Below are 19,143 nucleotides of genomic sequence, written 5' to 3'. Positions count from 1 at the left end.
GCGTTCGGGGGGAAAGCCCCAGTCAATCGTAGGGAAAGTCTTCGAAGACTTGACGCCCGAACTGAAGTGTAATCAGGTAGCGCTCACGTCGCGGATCAGTGCCAAAACATCGAATATCCAGATTGACCTGATACTCGGTCCCTGCATTCCAGACGGTCATTGGGGATTTGCACTCGCGGATAGCGCGGCGTAGTTCGCTTTCATCCTCAATAGGACGCCAGTAACTTGCCTGAAATGGCCGCCATCCACTCCGTCGCAACTGAGCTTGCAAGTCCAGGAGTATCGCCACGGCGTCATCGAGCGGCAGCGCCTCGACTTGCGGCGAAAGCGTGACTGAGTCGACCTTGCTCGTGCGACTACTCATACCTACCGCCAGAAATTTTGCAGCAGGCGTCGTGAAGCCATATCGCGCATCATCGAAGCGAAACGTCGCGGGCCGGGTGACGATGGCCAGAAAGTCGCCCGGTTCCCACGGGGGCAACGTGGACCGAGAATGCTGACGTACCTGCTCGTAAGGTTCAGCCAGCTTCAGCACTACCACATCAGTCGATTCCTTCCCGCTGCACAATTGCCCCACGAGGGCGGCAAGAAGCGACGCCTTGAGTGCAAACGCGAAACACCGTACCAGCCAGGTTTTTCTGAACATCATCATGACCTCGGATGAGCAAGCAGATAAAGGGAATTCTCCACGTCATACTTCTCGAAAGCGTGATGGAGCATCTTGTCGAATCGTTCGGCAGCCTCCCGAACGAACTTCATGCGCTGCACCGGATCAGCGAGATTCGCCAGCGGCTCCTTGCTAAACGGCACGTGAGCGGCATTGTTTCCCCTCACCGTGCACTGGCTGGCAAGGGTCAACTGAACCTCCCTGGCCGATCCCGTGGGAAAGTGCGTGGCCCATGCAAGCTGATTGCCTCGCATCAGGGTGACGAACATCGGGTCCTCGTAGAGGGCGGGCTGCAAAATGTTGAGCTGTTCGTGACGCGCCATCCAGTCAACACCGCCCGCGATATCGCCACGGTCGATTGCAGAAAATGCCTCGGTCACCTCCGTCCACGGGCGGCCAAACTCGATCTGACGACTGAGCGGCCAGTTGACCTCGGCGGCTATGGTTTTACGAAGCGGGTAACACTGTTTGAACCGCTCAAGACCGAACGCCTCGTAAAACTTGTGCAGCGGCCAGATTTCGAGAAACAGGGCCGTGTTCCCCAACGCGAGCATCTGATGCACCTTGGTCGCGCCTTCGCCCATCGCCTGATCCTGCATGGGCATGCGCGGGCTGCCATACGGCGACATTCTCTCGAGCGCCGAAGCGTTTCGGTCCCAGCGCTGATATGCGTCGCGCTGGCGATTCGATTTCTGAATCATCTCGGCGGCGTTGAGAAGGCCGCAACCAACCTGCTTTGAGGCGAAGGCCGCGAGCCCCGCCCACTGAAAACGGCGCTCCTCCCACCACAGTTGCGCATAGGCGGCATTGATCTGGCGGTTACGGGCAATCGGATCGGATGCGGAAGCGATCCTCTCGGCTTCTTTCTGCAAGTTGCGCCAGCAGGTGATGCAGTTCTCCTTATCCTCTTCAGCCTTGCGCCTCGCCGCTTCTTCCTCTTCTTTCCAGTTCGGGTAACAGACGGGGCAGCGGGGGTTGTCACACTTTTCTCTGTCGCTCATACGCGGTTCGTTGTTATTCGTTGGCGATCCTGATGGATCAACGGAAAACATACCGCGTGGATAGGCCCGATTCGTGGATATATGTTGCGCCACACCGCTTTGAATTGAACGCACCGAACTGGCCCGCCCACGCAACCGCAAATCGTTCATGGACGCGCACGGCGCAACTCGCCGACAATGTCAGACGTTCCAATCCGGATGGAGACGCCACCGCCATGAACGGCCACGCCTTGCTCAGCGCGAATCTGCTCATCGCTTATTCGGCCTACTTCGTCGGCACCGCGAGCCCCGGGCCGAGCAATCTCGCGATCATGTCGATCGCAAGCACGTCGGGCCGGCGCGCGGCATTCGCATTCGCGGCGGGCGTGATGTCCGGCTCGTTCTTCTGGGCGATGCTCGCCGCGCTCGGCCTTTCCGCGGCGTTGACGGCTTATTCGGGCTTTCTCGTCGGCGTGAAGATTTGCGGTGGGCTGTATCTGCTGTGGCTCGCGTTCAAGTCGGGGCGCGCGGCGTTGAAGCCGCCGGTGCGTTCAGCGTCGGCGGATGCGCAAGGACAAAGCGGGCGCAAGCTCTACGCGCGCGGCGCGCTCCTGCATCTCACCAACCCGAAGGCGATTCTCGTGTGGATGTCGGTGGCAGCGCTCGGATCGTCGTCGGGCGAGGGGCCGGGGCATATGCTCGTCGTCGTCGCGGGATGTCTGTGCATCGGCGCATGCGTGTTCGGCGGCTACGCCGCGCTCTTTTCGATGGCGTCCGCGCGGCGCATCTACAAGCGCGTCCAGCGCGGGCTCGATGCGTGTCTCGCGCTCGTGTTCGGCGCGGCGGGCATCCGGCTTTTGACTTCGCGCGTGTAGCGGATTTGCCGCACCTCGCGCAGTTCGGCTTTGCATCCGGGCGACGGGCGGCTACGCTCAAGTCAAACGCCCGATCAATCGCCAGAACGATGCCAACCGACGATTCTCCCCGAAGCGCCCAGCCGATCCTTCATGAAAGCGCCGCTGCACTGGGCACGCTCGTTCGCATCGTCGGCGATGCGTTTGCGTCGCTCGGGCGCGAGCTGATCGCGATCAGGCCGACGCCGGCGCGCGCGCTCTTCGCCACGCAAGCGATGCTCTCCGTCGGGCTCGCCGTGGCGCTCGCCTATGCGTTTCACCTGAGCAACATCTGGTGGGCGGCGATCAGCGGCTTCGCGGTGATGCAGTCGAAGTTCTCCGCATGCGCGCAGCGCGGCGTGCAGCGCGTGGTCGGCACGGTCGCGGGCGCGCTGATCGGCGCGGCGGCCGGACCCGTCATCGGCGATGTGCCGTGGATCTTCGTGCCGCTCCTCGGCGTGATCACGGGCGTAGCGGTGTACCGCGCGCTCGTTTCCGATGCGGGCTACGCGTGGGTGCTCGGCGCGGTCACGTCGCTGATGGTGATTTTCGAGGCGCATCGGCTCGTGTCCGCGGCGGCGACGGCGTCCTTCGCGCTATTGCGCGTCGCGGAAGTGGTCGTCGGGACGGTGGCGTGCGTGGCAGTGTCGGCGCTGTTTCATGCGGGCGTGCAGCACTATCGCAAGTCGCGCGGCGCGGCGCCGGTGCCGCGCGCACAGGCGGCATCGACGATCGATCGCGTCGACGGCGCCAATGCGCAAATCGTTACCGTCATGCCGTCCGATGCGGCTCTGGCCGTGCAGGCGCTCGATGCGACCCACGCGGCGCGCGCCGAGCAAAGCGCGCTCGCAATGCGCAAGCGGCTCGGCTGGCAAAGCGCGTGGTCGGTGATGATCCTGGCATCGCTTGCCTACGTATGGGACCTGCCCGGCTTCGCGCAGGCAATGGTCACGGCGATCGCCGTGCTGATCCTGCCCGCATCGGCGCTCGGCAAGCCGACGCACAAGCCGATCGCGGAGCGCATGATTCAGCGCTTCGTCGGCTGCCTGCTGGCGGGTGCGGTGAGTCTCGCGCTGCTGCCCTTGCTCGGCGACAACGCGTTCGCCTGCATGATCGCGCTGTGCGCGGGCGTATGGATCGGCTGCCACGTGCAGACCGGCACGCAAGGCGCGAGCTATGTCGGGCGGCAGTTCGGCATCGCGTTCATCATGGTCTTCGTGCAGGACCATCACTGGTCGTCGGACCCGATGCCGGCGCTGATGAGGCTCGGCGGGATTCTCGGCGGGATCGTGGTGCTGTCGGCGGTGATGGCGGCGGGCGCGGCGCGGGCAGCAAGAAAAGCGCCACACGCCGCGATGCGGTAAGCCTGAATCAGCGAATCCAGCCCGGCATCAAGCCTCTTCCGCCCAAGCCTGATTCTCGCGCGCCATCAACGCACTCGATGCCGCCGGCCCGAACGTTCCCGCCGTATAGCCGCGCGGCCGGTCGCCCAGTTCTTTCCAGCCGTTGAGAATCGGCTCGACCCACGTCCATGCCGCTTCCAGTTCGTCGCGCCGCATGAAGTGCGTGAGACGGCCGCGAATCACGTCGATCAGCAAACGCTCGTACGCCTCGGCGCGGCGCTGCGTCATCGCTTGCTGGAGATCGAGATTGAGCGTCACGGGCTGCATGTGCATGCCGCTGCCCGGTTCCTTCGCCATCATCTGCAACTGGATGGATTCTTCCGGCTGGAGCGTGATGGTGAGCCGGTTGCCGTAGTGACGCGGACCTTCCGGAATGATCGAAAACGGCAGATCCGCGAAGTCGATGACGATCTCCGAGCGGCGATTCTGCATGCGCTTGCCGGTGCGCAGGAAGAACGGCACGTTGGCCCAGCGCCAGTTGTTGATATGCGCGCGCAACGCGACGAAGGTTTCCGCGCGGCTGTCGGCCGGAACGTTCTGTTCCTCGAGATAACCCTTCACCGCCTCGCCGCCCACCGCGCCCGCCGTGTACTGGCCGCGCACCGTGTCGCGTGCGATATCGGCGACGGTCATCGGACGCAGCGACTTCAGCACCTTCAGCTTTTCGTCGCGCACGGCGTCCGGATCGAGCGATACGGGCGGCTCCATCGCGACGATGCACAGCAGTTGCAGCAAGTGGTTCTGCACCATGTCGCGCAAGGCGCCGGTGTGATCGTAGAACCCCGCGCGGCTGCCCACGCCGACCGTCTCCGACACCGTGATCTGCACGCTCTTGATATATGGCGATTGCCACAGCGGCCCGAAGATCGCATTGCCGAAGCGCAGGACCATCAGGTTCTGCACGGTTTCCTTGCCGAGATAATGGTCGATGCGATAAATCTGCTCTTCCTTGAAGTGCTTGCCGACCGCATCGTTGATCGCGACCGCGGAGGCGAGATCGTGGCCGAGCGGCTTTTCCAGCACGACGCGCGCGTTGTCATCGAGGATGCCGGCGCTGTCGAGGTTCTCGCAGATGGTCACGAACAGTTCCGGCGACGTCGACAGATAGAGTACGCGCTGCGAGCCCGGACGCACGGCTTGTGCGAGACGCTGGAAGTCCGACGGATTCTCGACATCGATGCGCACATAGTCGAACAGCGCGAGGAATTTGTCCCACGACTGCGCATCGAAGACTTTCGATTCGATGAACGGGCGCGCCTGTTCTTCCATGAAGTTCTTCAGATAATCCTCGCGCGACCAGTCCTTGCGGCCGATCGCGAGAATGCGCGTGTCGGCGGGCAGGTTGCAGTGCGTGTGCGCCATGTAAAGCGCCGGCAGCAGCTTGCGCGCGGCGAGGTCTCCGCCGCCGCCGAAGATGATCATGTCGAGCGGGCGTTCGTTCGAAGGAGAAGTTGGTTTCGTCATGGTGCGTGAGCCGGTAAGGGTTCAGATAAGCCGAAAGCGCGCCGATCGGTGCGATCGTTCGAGACAGCTATGTTGCATGTTTTGCCGGCATTTTGCACGGCGGTCGTGCTAACGGGCGTTCGATTTCCCGATCATGGACGAATTGTCACGCGCGGTGCGTATGGGTGCGCGGGGATCAGCGCAGCGTATCGTCGGCGCGCAGCGTGCTCACGGCGAGATCGAGGAACGCGCGCACCTTCTGCGCGACATGGCGTCCTTCGCGATGCACGAGATGAATCGGCAAGGGCGGCGGCTCGAAATCGGGCAACACGATGACGAGCCGCCCTTCGCTCACATGCTGCGCGACCTGATACGACATCAGCCGCGCGATGCCGAAATCGGCGAGTGCGGCGGCAATGGCCGAATCGTTGGTGGTCGTCGTGAAGCGCGCATGGGTGCGCACGGCGATCTGCCGCTCGCCATCCTGAAGACGCCATTCCGGCGGCGTCGACGAACCCGTCGACGCGATCACGACATGCTCCGCGAGTTCGTCCGGATGACGCGGCGTGCCGTGCTGTTCGAGATACGCGGGCGAGGCGCACAGCACGCGCCGCACGCGTCCGACATTGATCGCCTGCAACGACGAGTCCGGCAGTTGCGCGATACGAACCGCGACATCGATGCCTTCATCGACGAGATTCACGACGCGGTCGACGAACCAGCAGTTCGCATCGGTTTCGGGATAGCGCCGGAGATAGTCGAGCACGATCGGCGTGACATGCAGGCGGCCGAACATGACCGGCGCGGTGATCGAGAGCAGGCCGCGCGGCGACGAATGCGTGCCCGTCGCGGAAAGCTCGGCGATATCGATTTCACCGAGAATGCGGCGGCAGTCCTCGAAATAGCCGCTGCCGGTGTCGGTGAGACGCACGACGCGCGTCGTGCGCGTGAGCAGCCGCACGCCGAGATGCTCTTCCAGCTCCGTCACGACGCGGCTCACGACCGATGGCGATACATCCAGCTTGCGCGCCGCCGATGCGAAGCCGCCCGTCTCGACCACCGTGACGAAGGTCGTCATTGCCTGTAATCGGTCCATGTGAGCGCGCCGGGCATCCGCTGAAAAGATGCCGTGCATTGTCGAGGATCGGCGCGCCCGACACAATCTAGAGATCGAGTTGCAGTGTCCCGTCCGAGTCGGCTGCGGGCAGCGCGCAGCAGATCAGCGCTTCGTTATCGCCGACATGGAACGCCGGCTCGTTTTCATACGACACCGCGCCTTTCACGATGCGCGTCCTGCAGGTTCCGCACGTCCCGCCGCGGCAATTGAACTCCGGCGACAGGCCGCTTGCCTCGGCCAGTTCGAGCAGCGTGCCGCAGCCCGGCTTCCACTGCGCGCTCTTGGCCGACTTCAGGAATTCGATCTTGACGGGCTCGGCGGCGGCCGGACGCATCGGCTTCACGTCCGCGCCGCGATCCGCCGCGCGCTTCAGCGCCGATGGACCGAATGCCTCCGCGTGAATGCGCGCATCGGAAACGTTGAGCGCGCGCAGGCCGTCGTAGATCGTCTGCATGAACGTGCCCGGCCCGCACAGATAGAAGTCGTAGTCGTTGAAGGGCAGTCGGCTCGTCAGCAGATCGATATCGATGCGCCCCGACACGTCGTAATCGCGTTCGATCTGCGCGCCGTTCGTGTCGCTCAGCACGCGGATCACGTTGACGGCGCCGCCCGAGCTTTGCGCGAGCGCGTCGATTTCCCGTGCGAACGCGCGGCTCGCGAGCGAATGCGCCGACACGATCATCCATACCGGCCGCACGCGCCGCTTTCTCAGGCCTTCGTAGACGATGTGCCGCAGCATCGCGAGCATCGGCGTGATGCCGACGCCCGCCGCCATCAGCACAGCCGGACGCCGCTCTAACGGGTCGATCGTGAAGTCGCCCGCCGGTGCGCGCGCTTCGACGATGTCGCCGGCTTTCAGCGTGTCGTGCAGATGCGCGGACACGCGTCCATCGCGCTTCACGCTGATCCGGTACACGCCGTCCGACGGCGCCACCGACAGCGTGTACGTGCGGATCATCGGCTTGGTCTCGCTCGGCAATGTGACGCGGATCGGCAAGTGCTGGCCGGCCTTGTGCGGCACGATGCCCGCGCCGTCCGCCGGTTCGAGATGGAACGAGCGGATCGCAGCGCTTTCGTCGACGATCTTGCTCACGCGGAACGTGCGCCACGCGTTCGCGAGCGCGGCGGCCTTCATGCGCTCGTCGACCTGCCGCCAGTCGCCGGTCATCAGCGAATTCGGCGACGCACCTTCGTCACGCGCCTTCCATCGCAGCGGCAGCGCCTGAGCGCGATACACGATACGCCGCGGCGTGAAGCGCCACAGCCGCTCCGCGCCTTGGAAAGCGGCGATTTCGGGCGAATCGAGCAGCACCTCAGCGTCGCCCGCGAGTTGCAGCAGGTCGCCCGTTTCGAAGTCGGCGAACACGAGTCCCGCGCGGCCGTTCACGAGAATATTGCCGAGCGTGTTGAAGAAGAGATTGCCTGCGAAATCGGGGATGGTGAGGGCGCCGTCGTCGGCCACGCGCACGAATCCCGGCTTGCCGCCGCGATGCGACACATCCACTTGCCGATGTCCGTCCTCGCGATCGAAATACGACGCGACGAAGAACGTATCCGCGCTCTCGATCATCGACTTTGCGCGCGGCGACAACGCATCGAGCGCGAGCGGCGGTACCGGAGAAGGCACGGCGGGATCGCGCACGAATTCGAAATCGCGCAACTGGATGTACTGCGGGCAATTGCCGTAACTCTGCTCGACGGCCACATCGAATGCGGCATCCGCGCCATCGCGACGGATCACGCCGTTCATGCGGTTGCGGCGGCGCGTATGCAATTCGATGCCGAGCAGTCCCACCGACGCGCCGTCGTGCATGCCGGCGTCGGCGGGATCGAGCGGATCGCGCGCGCGGGTCATCGCCAGTGTTTTCGCATCGGGCGTACGCATGAAGCCGGGATGGCCGGCGAAGAGCGTCGCCCACGGATCGCCGTGCTCATCGACCGAACCGGCCACGATGAACGGCAGTTGCGCGAAGAACTGGCGATGCTGATCCGGCATGTGATCGCGCACGACGCGCCGTCCGACGCCGTCCATGCGCTCGAACGCGCCGAAGGCCTTCTGAATGGCGATTTCGCCGCGATGCCACGGCGACGGTGTCACAACAACGGGGGCGGAAGCGGACATGATCGTATGCCTCTTCGATTCGTGCGCGGCGGCCACGCGAACGCGCGTCGCCGCCGCGCTCACTTTACGCCGCGAGACCCGCGGCCGTCTTTTGAAACGGAACGAAGCCGGGCAGCGCTTCGACACGCGCGAGCCACGCGTTCACGTTCGCGTAAGCGGCGAGATCGACGTTGCCTTCGGGAGCGCTCGAGATATAGCTGTAGAGCGCGATATCGGCGATGGTCGGATGCGCGCTGCCGGAATCGGCGATCCACTTGCGATTCGCCAGTTCCACGTCGATCACCTTGAGCACGGCATGCGCGCGGGCGATGACTTCATCCGCGTTGAATTTCGCGCCGAACACCGTGATGAGCCGCGCGGCGCCGGGGCCGAACGCGATCTGTCCCGCCGCGACGGAGAGCCAGCGCTGCACGGCGGCGGCTTGCGCGGGCGTCTCGGGAAGCCATTGCGCGGCGCCCGCTTTTTTCGCGAGATAGACGAGGATCGCGTTCGAATCGGCGATCACGTTGTCGCCATCGACTAGAACGGGAATCTGGCCGAAGCTGTTCAGCTTCAGATATTCAGGCGTCTTGTGCGCGGCGGCCGCGAGATCGACGAAGACTTCTTCGTGCTCGATCGAAAGCAGACTCAGGAAAAGACGCGCGCGGTGAGCATGCCCGGACAGCGGATGGTAGTAAAGCTTCATGGCAAGTCTCCTTGGTTGATCGTGTCGGGCGGGAGAGGTCCGCCGCGTGAAACCAAGTATGGGTTCTTGCGTGATGAAGCTGAATACCGGGGAAATTCAAATCACTATTCTCGAAACGAGAACGGTGAGGGCAGTCTTTTATTTCGGCTCACTTTGGATTTATTCGCCGCGAGGCACGTTCGCCTTGTTGCCCGCGAGCGGCGAGCCGTAGCCGCCGCTATTCGCGTTGTTCGGCAGGCCGTTGACCAGTTGAGCGCGCGGATCGCTCGGATTGAGATTGAGCTCGCCCGCTTGCGCGTTGCCGTGCGTCGGATATTGACTGCCGAGCGGTGCGTTCGGCATGAGCTTCGTACTGTTCTGCGGCGCGTACATGTCGGTTTCGGCGCTCGGATGCAGTTGCGCGAAAGCGGCGGATGCAGCGAAGGAAGACGCGAAAACGAATGCGGCTGTCGTCAGTTTCATGGCGGACTCCACGGAGAGCCGATGGCGCTTCCAGTGTAGTCCCGGCGCAGTCAGTAATCCGCGATCACCCTACGCCCGACCAGTCCAGCGTTTGTTCTTACGCGGTGCCTACTTCTTGTGCTTTTTGAGCTTCGCCTTGCGCGCGGACCGGTCGTCGATGATCCGCACGCGATGCTTGTCCTTCATCTTCTTCCACTGTTTGCATTCGTCTTTCGTACGCAAACAGCCGATGCAGAAGCCGGTTTTCTCGTCGAACTTGCAGATGCTGATGCAGGGTGAATCGACTGCCATGATGAGTCCCGTGCGTTCCAGTTGCGCCAATGTCGCACGCGCTTCGTGCGCGCATCCAACTGATTGTTTCGATCATTTCGATAGAGCACGCCGCAACTCCCGCGCCTCCCCGCGTCACTCCCGTATTTCCTCACCGTTGCACCGGTTGCAGTAGAATTCGGCTCCCGAACCGGCTCACCTTTGCGGGGCGGGCACGCGCTCGACGGCACGTGCCTTGCTTTATTGATGTTGCCTCCCGCACCCGCCGGGCGCCGCCTGCCTTCACTCCAACAGCGAGCCGTTACCCATGCCGCAAGCACCCGGGCCGCGCCGGCCACCCGCGAAGATCCTGCCGCCCGAAGCGCCCGGCGTGCGCGCGCTGGCGTCGCTGGTGACGGGCGTCGTCGTCATTTGCGCGCTGTATTTCGGACGCGCGGTGATGATTCCGATCATCCTCGCGATTCTGCTGAGCTTCCTGCTCGCGCCTTTCGTCGACTTCCTGCGGCGGCTGCGCTTCGGCCAGGTGCCATCGGTGATCGTCGCGGTGGTGATTGCGCTGTCCGTGCTGACCGCGGTCGGCGCGCTGATCGGCGCGCAAGTCGCGCAGCTTGCGGGCGATCTGCCGAAATATCAGGTCGCGGTCGAGCGCAAGGTCGACACCGTGCAGAAGCTGACGATCGGCCGCGCCGACGAGTTTCTTGGCCGCGCGGCGCATGCGCTCAAGCGCCTGTCGCCGGCCCGCGAGCAGGAACAGAAGAACGAGGACAACCCGGCCGCGTCGCCGATCGACCAGCCGATGCCCGTCGAAGTCCACGAACCGACGCCGACGCCGCTGGAGCTCGCGCAACGCTTCCTGTCGCCCGTCATCAGTCCGCTGGAGACCACCGGCATCGTGCTGGTGGTCGCAGTGTTCATCCTGCTTCAGCGCGAAGATTTGCGCGACCGGCTGATACGCCTCTTCGGCTCGCGCGATCTGCATCGCGCGACCACCGCGATGGACGAAGCCGCGCGGCGCCTGTCGCGCTACTTCCTCGCGCAGCTCGGCATCAACGTGGGCGCGGGCATCGTCATCGCGATAGGGCTTGCGATCATCGGCGTGCCGGGTGCGCTGCTGTTCGGCGTGATGACCGCGCTGCTGCGCTTCGTGCCGTATGTCGGGACGTGGATCGCGGCGATCATCGCGGTCGTGTTCGCGGCGGCGGTTGGCCCCGGCTGGGCGATGCTCGTGTGGACCATCGTGATCTTCGCCGCCACGGACATCATCGCGGGGCAGGTCGTCGAGCCGCTCTTGTACGGGCACAGCACGGGGCTGTCGCCGTTCGCGGTGATCGTCGCGGCGATCTTCTGGAGCTGGATCTGGGGGCCGATCGGCCTCGTGCTCTCGACGCCGCTCACGCTATGTCTCGTGATTCTCGGCCGCCACGTCGATCGCCTTGAATTTCTCGATGTGCTGTTCGGCGACCGGCCCGCGCTCACGCCGGCCGAAAACTTCTATCAGCGCCTGCTCGCGAACGATCCCGACGAAGCGCTCGTGCAGGCGGAGTCGCTGCTGAAGGAGCGCTCGCTCATCGCCTATTACGACGAAGTCGCGCTCGAAGGTCTGCGCTACGCCCATAACGACGTGCTGCGCGGTGTCGTGACGGCGGATCAGCTGCGGCGCATCAACGAATCGGCGCTCGACATCATCGAAGGACTGGAGGACACGGAAGACACGGCGGTCACCGCCGTACCGAAGGAAGAATTGCCCGCGAGCCTGGATTCCCCGGACGACGGGCCGCTGCCGCACGAGCTGCCGCCCGCTCGCTTCGACGCCGCAAAGGAAGGACACACGGCGTCGGTGCTGTGCATCGCGGGGCGCAGCGAACTCGATGACCTCGCGGCGGCCATCGCTGTGCAGCTATTCCGCAAGCACGGCCTGCATGCGGATCTCGCGGGCTACGAGCGCTTCTCGCGCGGGCGCTTCGGCGAAGTGGACCTCGCGGGCGTGTCGATCATCTGCGTCGTGTCGTTCGATGCGGCCGAGTCGCCGCCGTATCTGCGCAATCTGCTGCGGCGGCTGCATCAGCGGGCGCCGCTGGCGGAACTGATCGTCGGACTGGTGTTTCCCGAAAGCCCGCTGCAAGGCGAAGTGCTCGTGCGCACCAGCTCGGCGGCGGTGTCGTTCAGGGAACTGGTGGACGCGTGCGTGGCCGCCGCGCGGCGCCAGTCCACCGACGGCGTGCCGTGGGCGGGCCTCGACGACACGGGCGGCGAGGCGGCGCTGAGCGGCCCGCGCGAGGATGTCGCCGAGCTGCGAAACGAGTGACGCGGGGCTGAATGACGTTCAGCGGTTGCCGTCGAACAGGTCGTTGAGCATGGTGTCGAAGGCGGCTTGCGCGTCTTCGAGCTCCTGGAGCGCGGCGTCGAAGGTCTGCAGCGCCATTTGCGATGGGCGAGCGTCGCCTTCGGGCGGAAAGTGCTTTTGCAGCGCGAGAAAGGCGGACTGAACCTGGCGCGTCGCGTTGACGATACGTTCCATCGCTCGCGCTTCTTCCGTGCGATTGTTCTCAGCGGTCATCGGAGACACTCCTCGTTGTGAATGCACCGATAGTACCAAGCGCCGCGCGCTTGCTTAAGCCTTCGCAACGGTAAAGAGGCGCACGGCTTCATCGAGCACTTCGGCGCGTTCCGCGAGCCGCTTGGCGGTGGCGGCCGCCTGCTCGACGAGCGTGGCGTTCTGCTGGGTCGAGTCGTCCAGATGCGCGACGGCCTGATTCACCTGCGCGATGCCTTCGGCCTGCTCGCCGCTCGCCTTCGCGACTTCCATGATGATCGCCGATACGCGGTGCACGGCTTCGTCGATCGCGCGCATCTGGCTCGTCGTGCGCGAGACGAGGCTCGTGCCTTCCGCGATCTGCGCGACGCTCGTCGCCACGACGCCTTCGATTTCCTTCGCCGATGCCGCGCAGCGCTGCGCCAGGTTGCGCACTTCGGTCGCGACGACGGCGAACGAGCGGCCCGCCTCGCCCGCGCGCGCCGCTTCGACGGCCGCATTCAGCGCGAGGATGTTGGTCTGGAATGCGATGCCGTCGATGACGCCGGTGATATCCGCGATGCGTCGAGACGCCGCCGTGATGCCCGCCATCGTCTGTTCGACCTGGCTCGCGATGCGCCCGCCGTCGTCGGCCGCGGCCTGCGCTTCCTTCACGAGTTCGAGCGCGCGCACGGTGGCGTCGGCGTTGCCTTGCACGGTCGTGGTCAGCTGGTCCATCGTCGCGGCGGTCTGTTCGAGCGATGCCGCCTGCATCTCCGTGCGGCGCGACAGGTCCGTGTTGCCGCTCGAAATCTCGTTGGCGGCGTCGAGCATCCCGCCGATCTGGCCGCGCACGTCGAAGACGATCGCCGCGAGATTCGCCTTCAACTGGCCGAGTGCGCGCTGCACGTCGCCGAGATCGTCGCGACGGGCGATCGCGGGCATGTCGACGGTCAGATCGCCCGCGGCCATGCGCGCCGCGAAGCCGGACATCGAGCGCACGGGTGTATCGACCTGACGCGAGAGTGCGAGCCATCCCGCGAAGCCGGCGGCCGCGCTCGCGCCGAACGCCCACCAGAAGGGCAGCGGCGGCGCGCCGCGCCATCCGGCGAGCGCCGCGATCAGCATGGCGGCGGGCACGGCGGCGAAGGCCGCGCCGAGACGCGCGCTCACCGGCAGGTGCGCGAGCGCGGCGAGCTTGCCCGCGAATCCTTCTTTCACGAGCGCGCCGCGCACGAGCTTGTGCGAGGCATCGCCCGCTTTCATTCGAGCGTAGAGCGCGGTGGCGTCGCGCACCTCATCGCGCGTCGGTTTCACGCGCACGGACAGATAGCCGACGGCCTTGCCGTGCTCCATCACCGGCGTGACGTTCGCGCGCACCCAGTAGTGGTCACCGTTCTTGCGGCGATTCTTGACGAGCGCGGTCCACGAGCGGCCGGCGCGGATCGTCGCCCAGAGGTCGGCGAAGGCTTCGCGCGGCATGTCGGGATGCCGGATGAGGTTGTGCGGCTGGCCGATCAGCTCGTCGCGCGAGAAGCCGGACACCGACACGAATGCCGGGTTGCAGTACTGGATGTTGCCGGAGAGATCGGTGGCGGAGACGAGCATCTCCGAGGCGGGGAAATCGAACTCTTGCTGGGTGACGGGCTGGTTGTTGCGCATGATGTCCTTGTTTCTTCTTCGTTTCGCGCGCCGCTTGCTGAGGGGCGGCGCGCGTCTGATTACAAGGACATAACGGACATTGCCCCTACGTTCTTTAGGGGAATCCGAGCGAAACGCTCAAGTGTGGCGATTTGTCGCCGATAGGGCGCGCGTTCGTTACTGCGCGCTCCAGCCGCCGTCGATTTGCAGCGCTGAGCCGCGCATCTCGCTTGCGGCGTCGGAGCAGAGAAACACGGCCATGTCGCCGATCTGCTGCGCTGTCACGAACTGCGCGGACGGCTGCTTGTCGCCGAGGAGTTTCGTGCGCGCTGCGTCGGGCGAGAGCGAGTCGCGCGCGGCGAGATCGTCGATTTGCTTCTGTACGAGCGGCGTGAGCACGAAGCCCGGGCAGATCGCGTTGACCGTGACGCCGGTGCGCGCGTTTTCGAGCGCGGCGACTTTGGTCAGGCCGAGAATGCCGTGCTTGGCGGCGACGTAGGCCGACTTGCCCGCCGAGCCGACGAGCCCATGCACCGATGCGATATTGATGACACGGCCCCAGTTACGCGCGCGCATTTGCGGCAAGGCGACGCGCATCGTGTGGAACGCCGAGCTCAGATTGATGGCGATGATCGCGTCCCAGCGATCGACGGGAAACTCCTCGATGGTCGCGACATGCTGGATGCCGGCGTTGTTCACGAGGATATCGACGGCGTTGAACTGCTCGTTCGCGAACGCGATCATCGCTTCGATTTCTTGCGGCTTCGTCATGTCGGCGGGGTGATGGACGGCTTTCGCGCCGGTCGCTTCGATTTGTTTCAGCGCGCTGTCGATATCGCCGAAGCCGTTGAGGACGAGGTTCGCGCCGGCCTGGGCGAGGGCTGTGGCGATGCCCAGGCCGATGCCGCTCGTCGAGCCGGTGACGAGTGCGGTTTTGCCTGCGAGCGGTTTGTTTGATGTTGTTTGATTCATGGGAGGGTCTTTTCCTTCGGGTTGGGTTTTGTAGTGTTGAGAGTTTGGAGTGCTGCGGGGGTAGTGGGAATTGGGGTTTTGCTTTGCTTTTTGTTTTCGCTTTTTGCTTTTCGCTTTCGCGTTCGTTTTTCGCCGGATCCCGTATTCGCGTTGGTTTATTAGCTTCGCCCCTATGCGGGGCGGCAGTCACTTTCTTTGCTGCTGCAAAGAAAGTAACCAAAGAAAGCAGCTATCCCCAGCCTAAGCAGTTCAAGCCGGCCGCGGCACAGGCGATTGGCCGAATGGCCCCCGGAGTAGCGAGTGCCCTCGAAGGCCTAACCGGGCTTGGATCGCGCACGGTCTGCCTCGTCGCACAGTTGAGTTCTCTGGCGCAGCCCTTGCACGCTCCAGCCCGCTTCGCGGCTGCCGGGTTAAGCGGGTCTGCGCGTGCTTCCTTGCTTAAGTCTCTATCTCACCGCACAAGCACAAGCACAAGCACAAGCACAAGCTGGTTTCCGTTGCAGACCCTTCGGCAGCGCGTAGCGCTGTGCCGGAACTCTTTCGTGCCGAACCAGCACGCTTAAAGCTATCGGGCGGCAGACCGTGTGCGGTCCACGCCCGATTGGACCTACGAGAACACTCGCTACTCCGGGGGCCATTAAGTCAATCGCCTGTGCCGCGGCCGGTGTGAAGTGCTTAGGCTGGGAGAAGCTGCTTTCTTTGGTTACTTTCTTTGCAGCAGCAAAGAAAGTGACTGCCGCCCCGCATAGGGGCAACGCTAATAAACCAACACGAAAACAGGATTCCCCGCCTCCAAAAAACCCTCAAACGAGCCCAGTCAAGTAATACACAGTGATCACAAAAAACACCGCAAGCGTCTTGATGATAGTGACCGCGAAAATATCGCGATAAGACTCCCGATGCGTCAGCCCCGTCACGGCGAGCAAAGTAATAACCGCGCCGTTATGCGGCAACGTATCCATGCCGCCGGAAGCCATCGCCACAACCCGATGCAGGACCTCCAAAGGAATATGCGCCGCCTGCGCGCCCGCAATAAACGTATCCGACATCGCCGCCAGCGCGATACTCATCCCGCCGGAAGCCGAACCCGTAATCCCCGCGAGTGCCGAAACGGAAATCGCCGCATTGACGAGCGGATTCGGAATGCTCTTCAGCGCATCCGACACGACGAGAAAGCCCGGCAATGCCGCGATCACGCCGCCGAAGCCATATTCCGAGGCCGTATTCATCGCAGCGAGCAAAGCGCCCGCGACGGCAGCACGCGTGCCCACCGCAAAACGCTCCTTCACGCGCGAAAACGCGGTCAGAAGCACGAGCACGATGCCGAGCAGCAACGCGCCTTCGACGGCCCAGATCGCGACGACGGTCTTGATCGCCGTCGATACCGGCGCATGCACGCCAGGCAACACTTCCGGCGGAACCGTGTAATTCGCGCCGTACCACGTCGGAATCCACTTGGTCAGCACGAAGTTCGCGACGCCCACGAGAATCAGCGGCGCAATCGCCAGCGCCGGATTCGGCAGCGACGTCGATTCCACACGCTCCGGCTCGTTCACGAGCGACGTGCCGTAGCCCTCGCCCTTCGCCATCGCCGAGCGGCGGCGCCATTCGAGAAAGCTCAGGCCCACCACGATGATGAACAGCGAGCCGATCACGCCCAGCCACGGCGCGGCCCAGCCGGTCGTCTTGAAAAACGTCGTCGGGATGATGTTCTGGATCTGCGGCGTGCCCGGCAGCGAATCCATCGTGAAGGAGAACGCGCCCAAGGCGATCGCGCCCGGCATCAGGCGCTTCGGGATATTGCTCTGCCGATACATCTCCGCCGCGAACGGATACACCGCGAACACGACGACGAACAGTGACACGCCGCCATAGGTGAGCAGCGCGCACACCGCGACGATCACCGCATTCACGCGCGACTTGCCGATGTATCGAATGGCCGCGGCGACGATCGACTCGGAAAAGCCGGACAACTCGATGACCTTGCCGAACACCGCGCCGAGCAGGAACACCGGGAAATACAGCTTCACGAAGCCGACCATCTTCTCCATGAAGATGCCGGAAAACACCGGCGCGACGGCGGCGGGATCGGTGAGCAGGACGGCGGCGAGCGCCGCGATCGGCGCGAAAAGAATGACGCTGTAGCCGCGATAGGCGGCGAGCATCAGGAACGCCAGAGCGGCGAGCACGATGATGAACGACATTGAGTCTCCTGGTGGTTTGTTCTTTGAAACACGGCTCGCGCGCTTCTTGTGAAAACGCCGAGGCGCGCGGGCGTAACGCAGCTTTCATGCCAAGGTGTCGAAACCCATACGGAACGGGCATCCGATCAGAATGCCATCGCAACGTTTCAGCCCGATGTCTCCGAATCGAGACGCCCTGAAAGCGCCGCGCGATCGTCATCGCGGCGAGAAGATTAGTACAGATGCGGATTGGCGGCTCGTCTCAAAATTGAGATATTACGTCTCCACAAAGAGAAAACGGAGACTTTGGGCGTCATGCGCAACGACTGGATCAACGTGCCCGCGGACTACAGCGACGTGATGCGCCGCGCGATGGAATCGCTTTTCAAGACTTTCGAGAATCTGAGCGAAGGCACTTTCATCGTCGATGCGGACGCGCGCGTCGTCTGGATCAACAAGCGCTACGCGGCGCGCTTCGGTTTTTCCGATCCGCTCGACGCGATCGGGCTGGATTGCGAAGCGGTGATTCCGAACAGCCTCATGCGCGAAGTCGTCGCGACCGGCAAGCCGATTCTGCTCGACGTGCTGGAGACAGACCGCGAGCCGCTCGTCGTCACGCGGCTGCCGCTGAAGGACGAGGCGGGCACGACCATCGGCGGGATCGGGTTTGCGCTGTTCGACGAGATGAAGGCGCTCACGCCGCTCTTCGCACATTATTCGCGCGTCCAGCAGGAACTGATCGCGACGCGCCAGTCATTGGCTCAGGCGCGGCGCGCGAAGTACACGTTTTCGAGCTTCGTCGGCACGAGTCCGGCGAGTCTCGAAGTGAAGCGCCAGGCGCGGCGCGCGGCGCTCGTCGATTCGCCCGTCCTGCTGCTCGGCGAAACCGGCACCGGCAAGGAACTGCTCGCGCATGCGATCCACGGCGCATCGACGCGCGCGGGCAAGCCGCTCGTCACCGTGAACGTCGCCGCGATTCCCGACACGCTGCTCGAAGTCGAGTTCTTCGGCGCGGCGGCGGGCGCGTACACGGGCGCGGAGCGAAAGGGCCGCGTCGGCAAGTTCGAGCTCGCGGACGGCGGCACGCTCTTTCTTGACGAAATCGGCGACATGCCGCTGCCGCTTCAGGGCAAGCTGCTGCGCGTGCTGCAGGACAAGGAGTTCGAGCCGCTCGGCTCGAATCGCATCGTGCGCGCGGACGTGCGGATCATCGCGGCGACATCGGCCGATCTGCCCGCGCTCGTCGCGGCGGGACGCTTTCGCGCGGACCTGTTCTATCGGCTGAACGTGCTGACGATTCACGCGCCGCCGCTGCGCGAGCGTCCCGGCGATATCGAGGCGCTGGCCTACGCGACGCTCGAAGATCTGTCGGCGGATACGCGGCCCGGCCAGGTCGGCCATTTCGTGCTGCACCAGGACGCGTTGCGGCTGCTCGAGGCGTATGCGTGGCCGGGCAACGTGCGCGAGCTGCGCAACACGCTCGAACGCGCGCTGATGCTGTCGGAGACCGAGCACATCGACGCCCGCATGCTGAGCGCGTTCATCGACGCGGGACGCTTGGCGCTCGCGCCGCCCGCGGACACGGCGGCGCAAGACGGCGACGATGCACCGACCGTGTCCTACGCGGACGCGATGGCCGACTTCGAGCGTCGTTTTCTCTCCGATGCGTTGCGCGCGAGCGGCGGGCGCGTCGCGGATGCGGCCGAGAAAATCGGCATTGGGCGGGCGACGTTGTACAAGAAGATCACCGCGCTCGGAATCACCGTCTGAAGGGTTTTTGCGAACGGCAAAAT

At 64.3% G+C, this 19,143-nt stretch carries 16 protein-coding genes; 4 read left to right on the top strand and 12 right to left on the bottom strand.

Annotation, left to right across the window (positions count from 1 at the left end):
- Window positions 1–22: 22 nt before the first annotated feature.
- Both AWB74_RS15440 and AWB74_RS15435 read right to left on the bottom strand, forming a co-directional pair.
- Window positions 23–649, bottom strand: a complete 627-nt coding sequence (locus tag AWB74_RS15440) for a flagellar biosynthesis sigma factor (protein ID WP_143749234.1) — start codon at window positions 647–649, stop codon at window positions 23–25.
- Window positions 649–1,668: a DUF2515 family protein gene (locus AWB74_RS15435; RefSeq protein WP_061147615.1), complete on the bottom strand. Its 1,020-nt coding sequence runs from the start codon at window positions 1,666–1,668 to the stop codon at window positions 649–651. Before AWB74_RS15435 ends, AWB74_RS15440 begins: the two co-directional genes overlap by 1 nt.
- 215 nt (window positions 1,669–1,883) lie before the next feature.
- On the opposite strand from AWB74_RS15435, the gene AWB74_RS15430 reads away from it, so the two are divergent.
- Window positions 1,884–2,522, top strand: coding sequence for a LysE family translocator (locus AWB74_RS15430; protein WP_061147720.1), 639 nt, complete (start codon window positions 1,884–1,886; stop codon window positions 2,520–2,522).
- Window positions 2,523–2,611: 89 nt separating this feature from the next.
- Window positions 2,612–3,904 (top strand): FUSC family protein, encoded by a 1,293-nt coding sequence (locus AWB74_RS15425; RefSeq protein WP_087039028.1) that lies wholly within the window; start codon window positions 2,612–2,614, stop codon window positions 3,902–3,904.
- A gap of 27 nt (window positions 3,905–3,931) precedes the next feature.
- Here AWB74_RS15425 and zwf read toward each other — a convergent pair whose 3' ends face one another.
- The 6 genes from zwf to AWB74_RS15395 all read right to left on the bottom strand — a co-directional run bounded on the left by zwf (window position 3,932) and on the right by AWB74_RS15395 (window position 10,063).
- Window positions 3,932–5,407, bottom strand: coding sequence for a glucose-6-phosphate dehydrogenase (gene zwf, locus AWB74_RS15420; RefSeq protein ID WP_061147614.1), 1,476 nt, complete (start codon window positions 5,405–5,407; stop codon window positions 3,932–3,934).
- A gap of 175 nt (window positions 5,408–5,582) precedes the next feature.
- Window positions 5,583–6,482, bottom strand: coding sequence for a LysR family transcriptional regulator (locus AWB74_RS15415; RefSeq protein WP_061147613.1), 900 nt, complete (start codon window positions 6,480–6,482; stop codon window positions 5,583–5,585).
- Window positions 6,483–6,549: 67 nt separating this feature from the next.
- Complete coding sequence (locus AWB74_RS15410; protein WP_061147718.1) at window positions 6,550–8,625, bottom strand: 2Fe-2S iron-sulfur cluster-binding protein; 2,076 nt, start codon at window positions 8,623–8,625, stop codon at window positions 6,550–6,552.
- A 64-nt stretch (window positions 8,626–8,689) separates the two neighbouring features.
- On the bottom strand, window positions 8,690–9,310 hold the full coding sequence (locus tag AWB74_RS15405; protein WP_061147612.1) for a glutathione S-transferase family protein: 621 nt from the start codon (window positions 9,308–9,310) through the stop codon (window positions 8,690–8,692).
- 159 nt (window positions 9,311–9,469) lie between these two features.
- Window positions 9,470–9,772, bottom strand: a complete 303-nt coding sequence (locus AWB74_RS15400; RefSeq protein ID WP_061147611.1) for a hypothetical protein — start codon at window positions 9,770–9,772, stop codon at window positions 9,470–9,472.
- 108 nt (window positions 9,773–9,880) lie between these two features.
- Entirely contained in the window at window positions 9,881–10,063 is a 183-nt protein-coding gene (locus AWB74_RS15395) for a DUF1289 domain-containing protein (RefSeq protein ID WP_014251595.1), read from the bottom strand.
- 286 nt (window positions 10,064–10,349) lie between these two features.
- Between AWB74_RS15395 and AWB74_RS15390 the strand changes: the two genes are divergently transcribed.
- Window positions 10,350–12,347: an AI-2E family transporter gene (locus tag AWB74_RS15390; protein WP_061147610.1), complete on the top strand. Its 1,998-nt coding sequence runs from the start codon at window positions 10,350–10,352 to the stop codon at window positions 12,345–12,347.
- A gap of 18 nt (window positions 12,348–12,365) precedes the next feature.
- Here the strand turns inward: AWB74_RS15390 and AWB74_RS15385 are convergent, their stop codons facing one another.
- The 4 genes from AWB74_RS15385 to AWB74_RS15365 form a co-directional block, all read right to left on the bottom strand.
- Complete coding sequence (locus AWB74_RS15385) at window positions 12,366–12,599, bottom strand: hypothetical protein (RefSeq protein ID WP_061125777.1); 234 nt, start codon at window positions 12,597–12,599, stop codon at window positions 12,366–12,368.
- Window positions 12,600–12,653: 54 nt separating this feature from the next.
- Entirely contained in the window at window positions 12,654–14,216 is a 1,563-nt protein-coding gene (locus AWB74_RS15380; protein WP_061147609.1) for a methyl-accepting chemotaxis protein, read from the bottom strand.
- Window positions 14,217–14,372: 156 nt separating this feature from the next.
- Window positions 14,373–15,167, bottom strand: coding sequence for a 3-hydroxybutyrate dehydrogenase (locus tag AWB74_RS15375; protein WP_061147608.1), 795 nt, complete (start codon window positions 15,165–15,167; stop codon window positions 14,373–14,375).
- An 803-nt stretch (window positions 15,168–15,970) separates the two neighbouring features.
- Entirely contained in the window at window positions 15,971–17,371 is a 1,401-nt protein-coding gene (locus AWB74_RS15365) for a GntP family permease (RefSeq protein ID WP_061147607.1), read from the bottom strand.
- A 294-nt stretch (window positions 17,372–17,665) separates the two neighbouring features.
- On the opposite strand from AWB74_RS15365, the gene AWB74_RS15360 reads away from it, so the two are divergent.
- On the top strand, window positions 17,666–19,120 hold the full coding sequence (locus tag AWB74_RS15360) for a sigma-54 interaction domain-containing protein (protein ID WP_061147717.1): 1,455 nt from the start codon (window positions 17,666–17,668) through the stop codon (window positions 19,118–19,120).
- The last annotated feature ends 23 nt before the right edge of the window (window positions 19,121–19,143 follow it).

This window comes from Caballeronia arvi (genome assembly GCF_001544695.2).
GTDB lineage: Bacteria > Pseudomonadota > Gammaproteobacteria > Burkholderiales > Burkholderiaceae > Caballeronia > Caballeronia arvi.
This window is presented reverse-complemented; position numbering and strand designations above follow the sequence as displayed.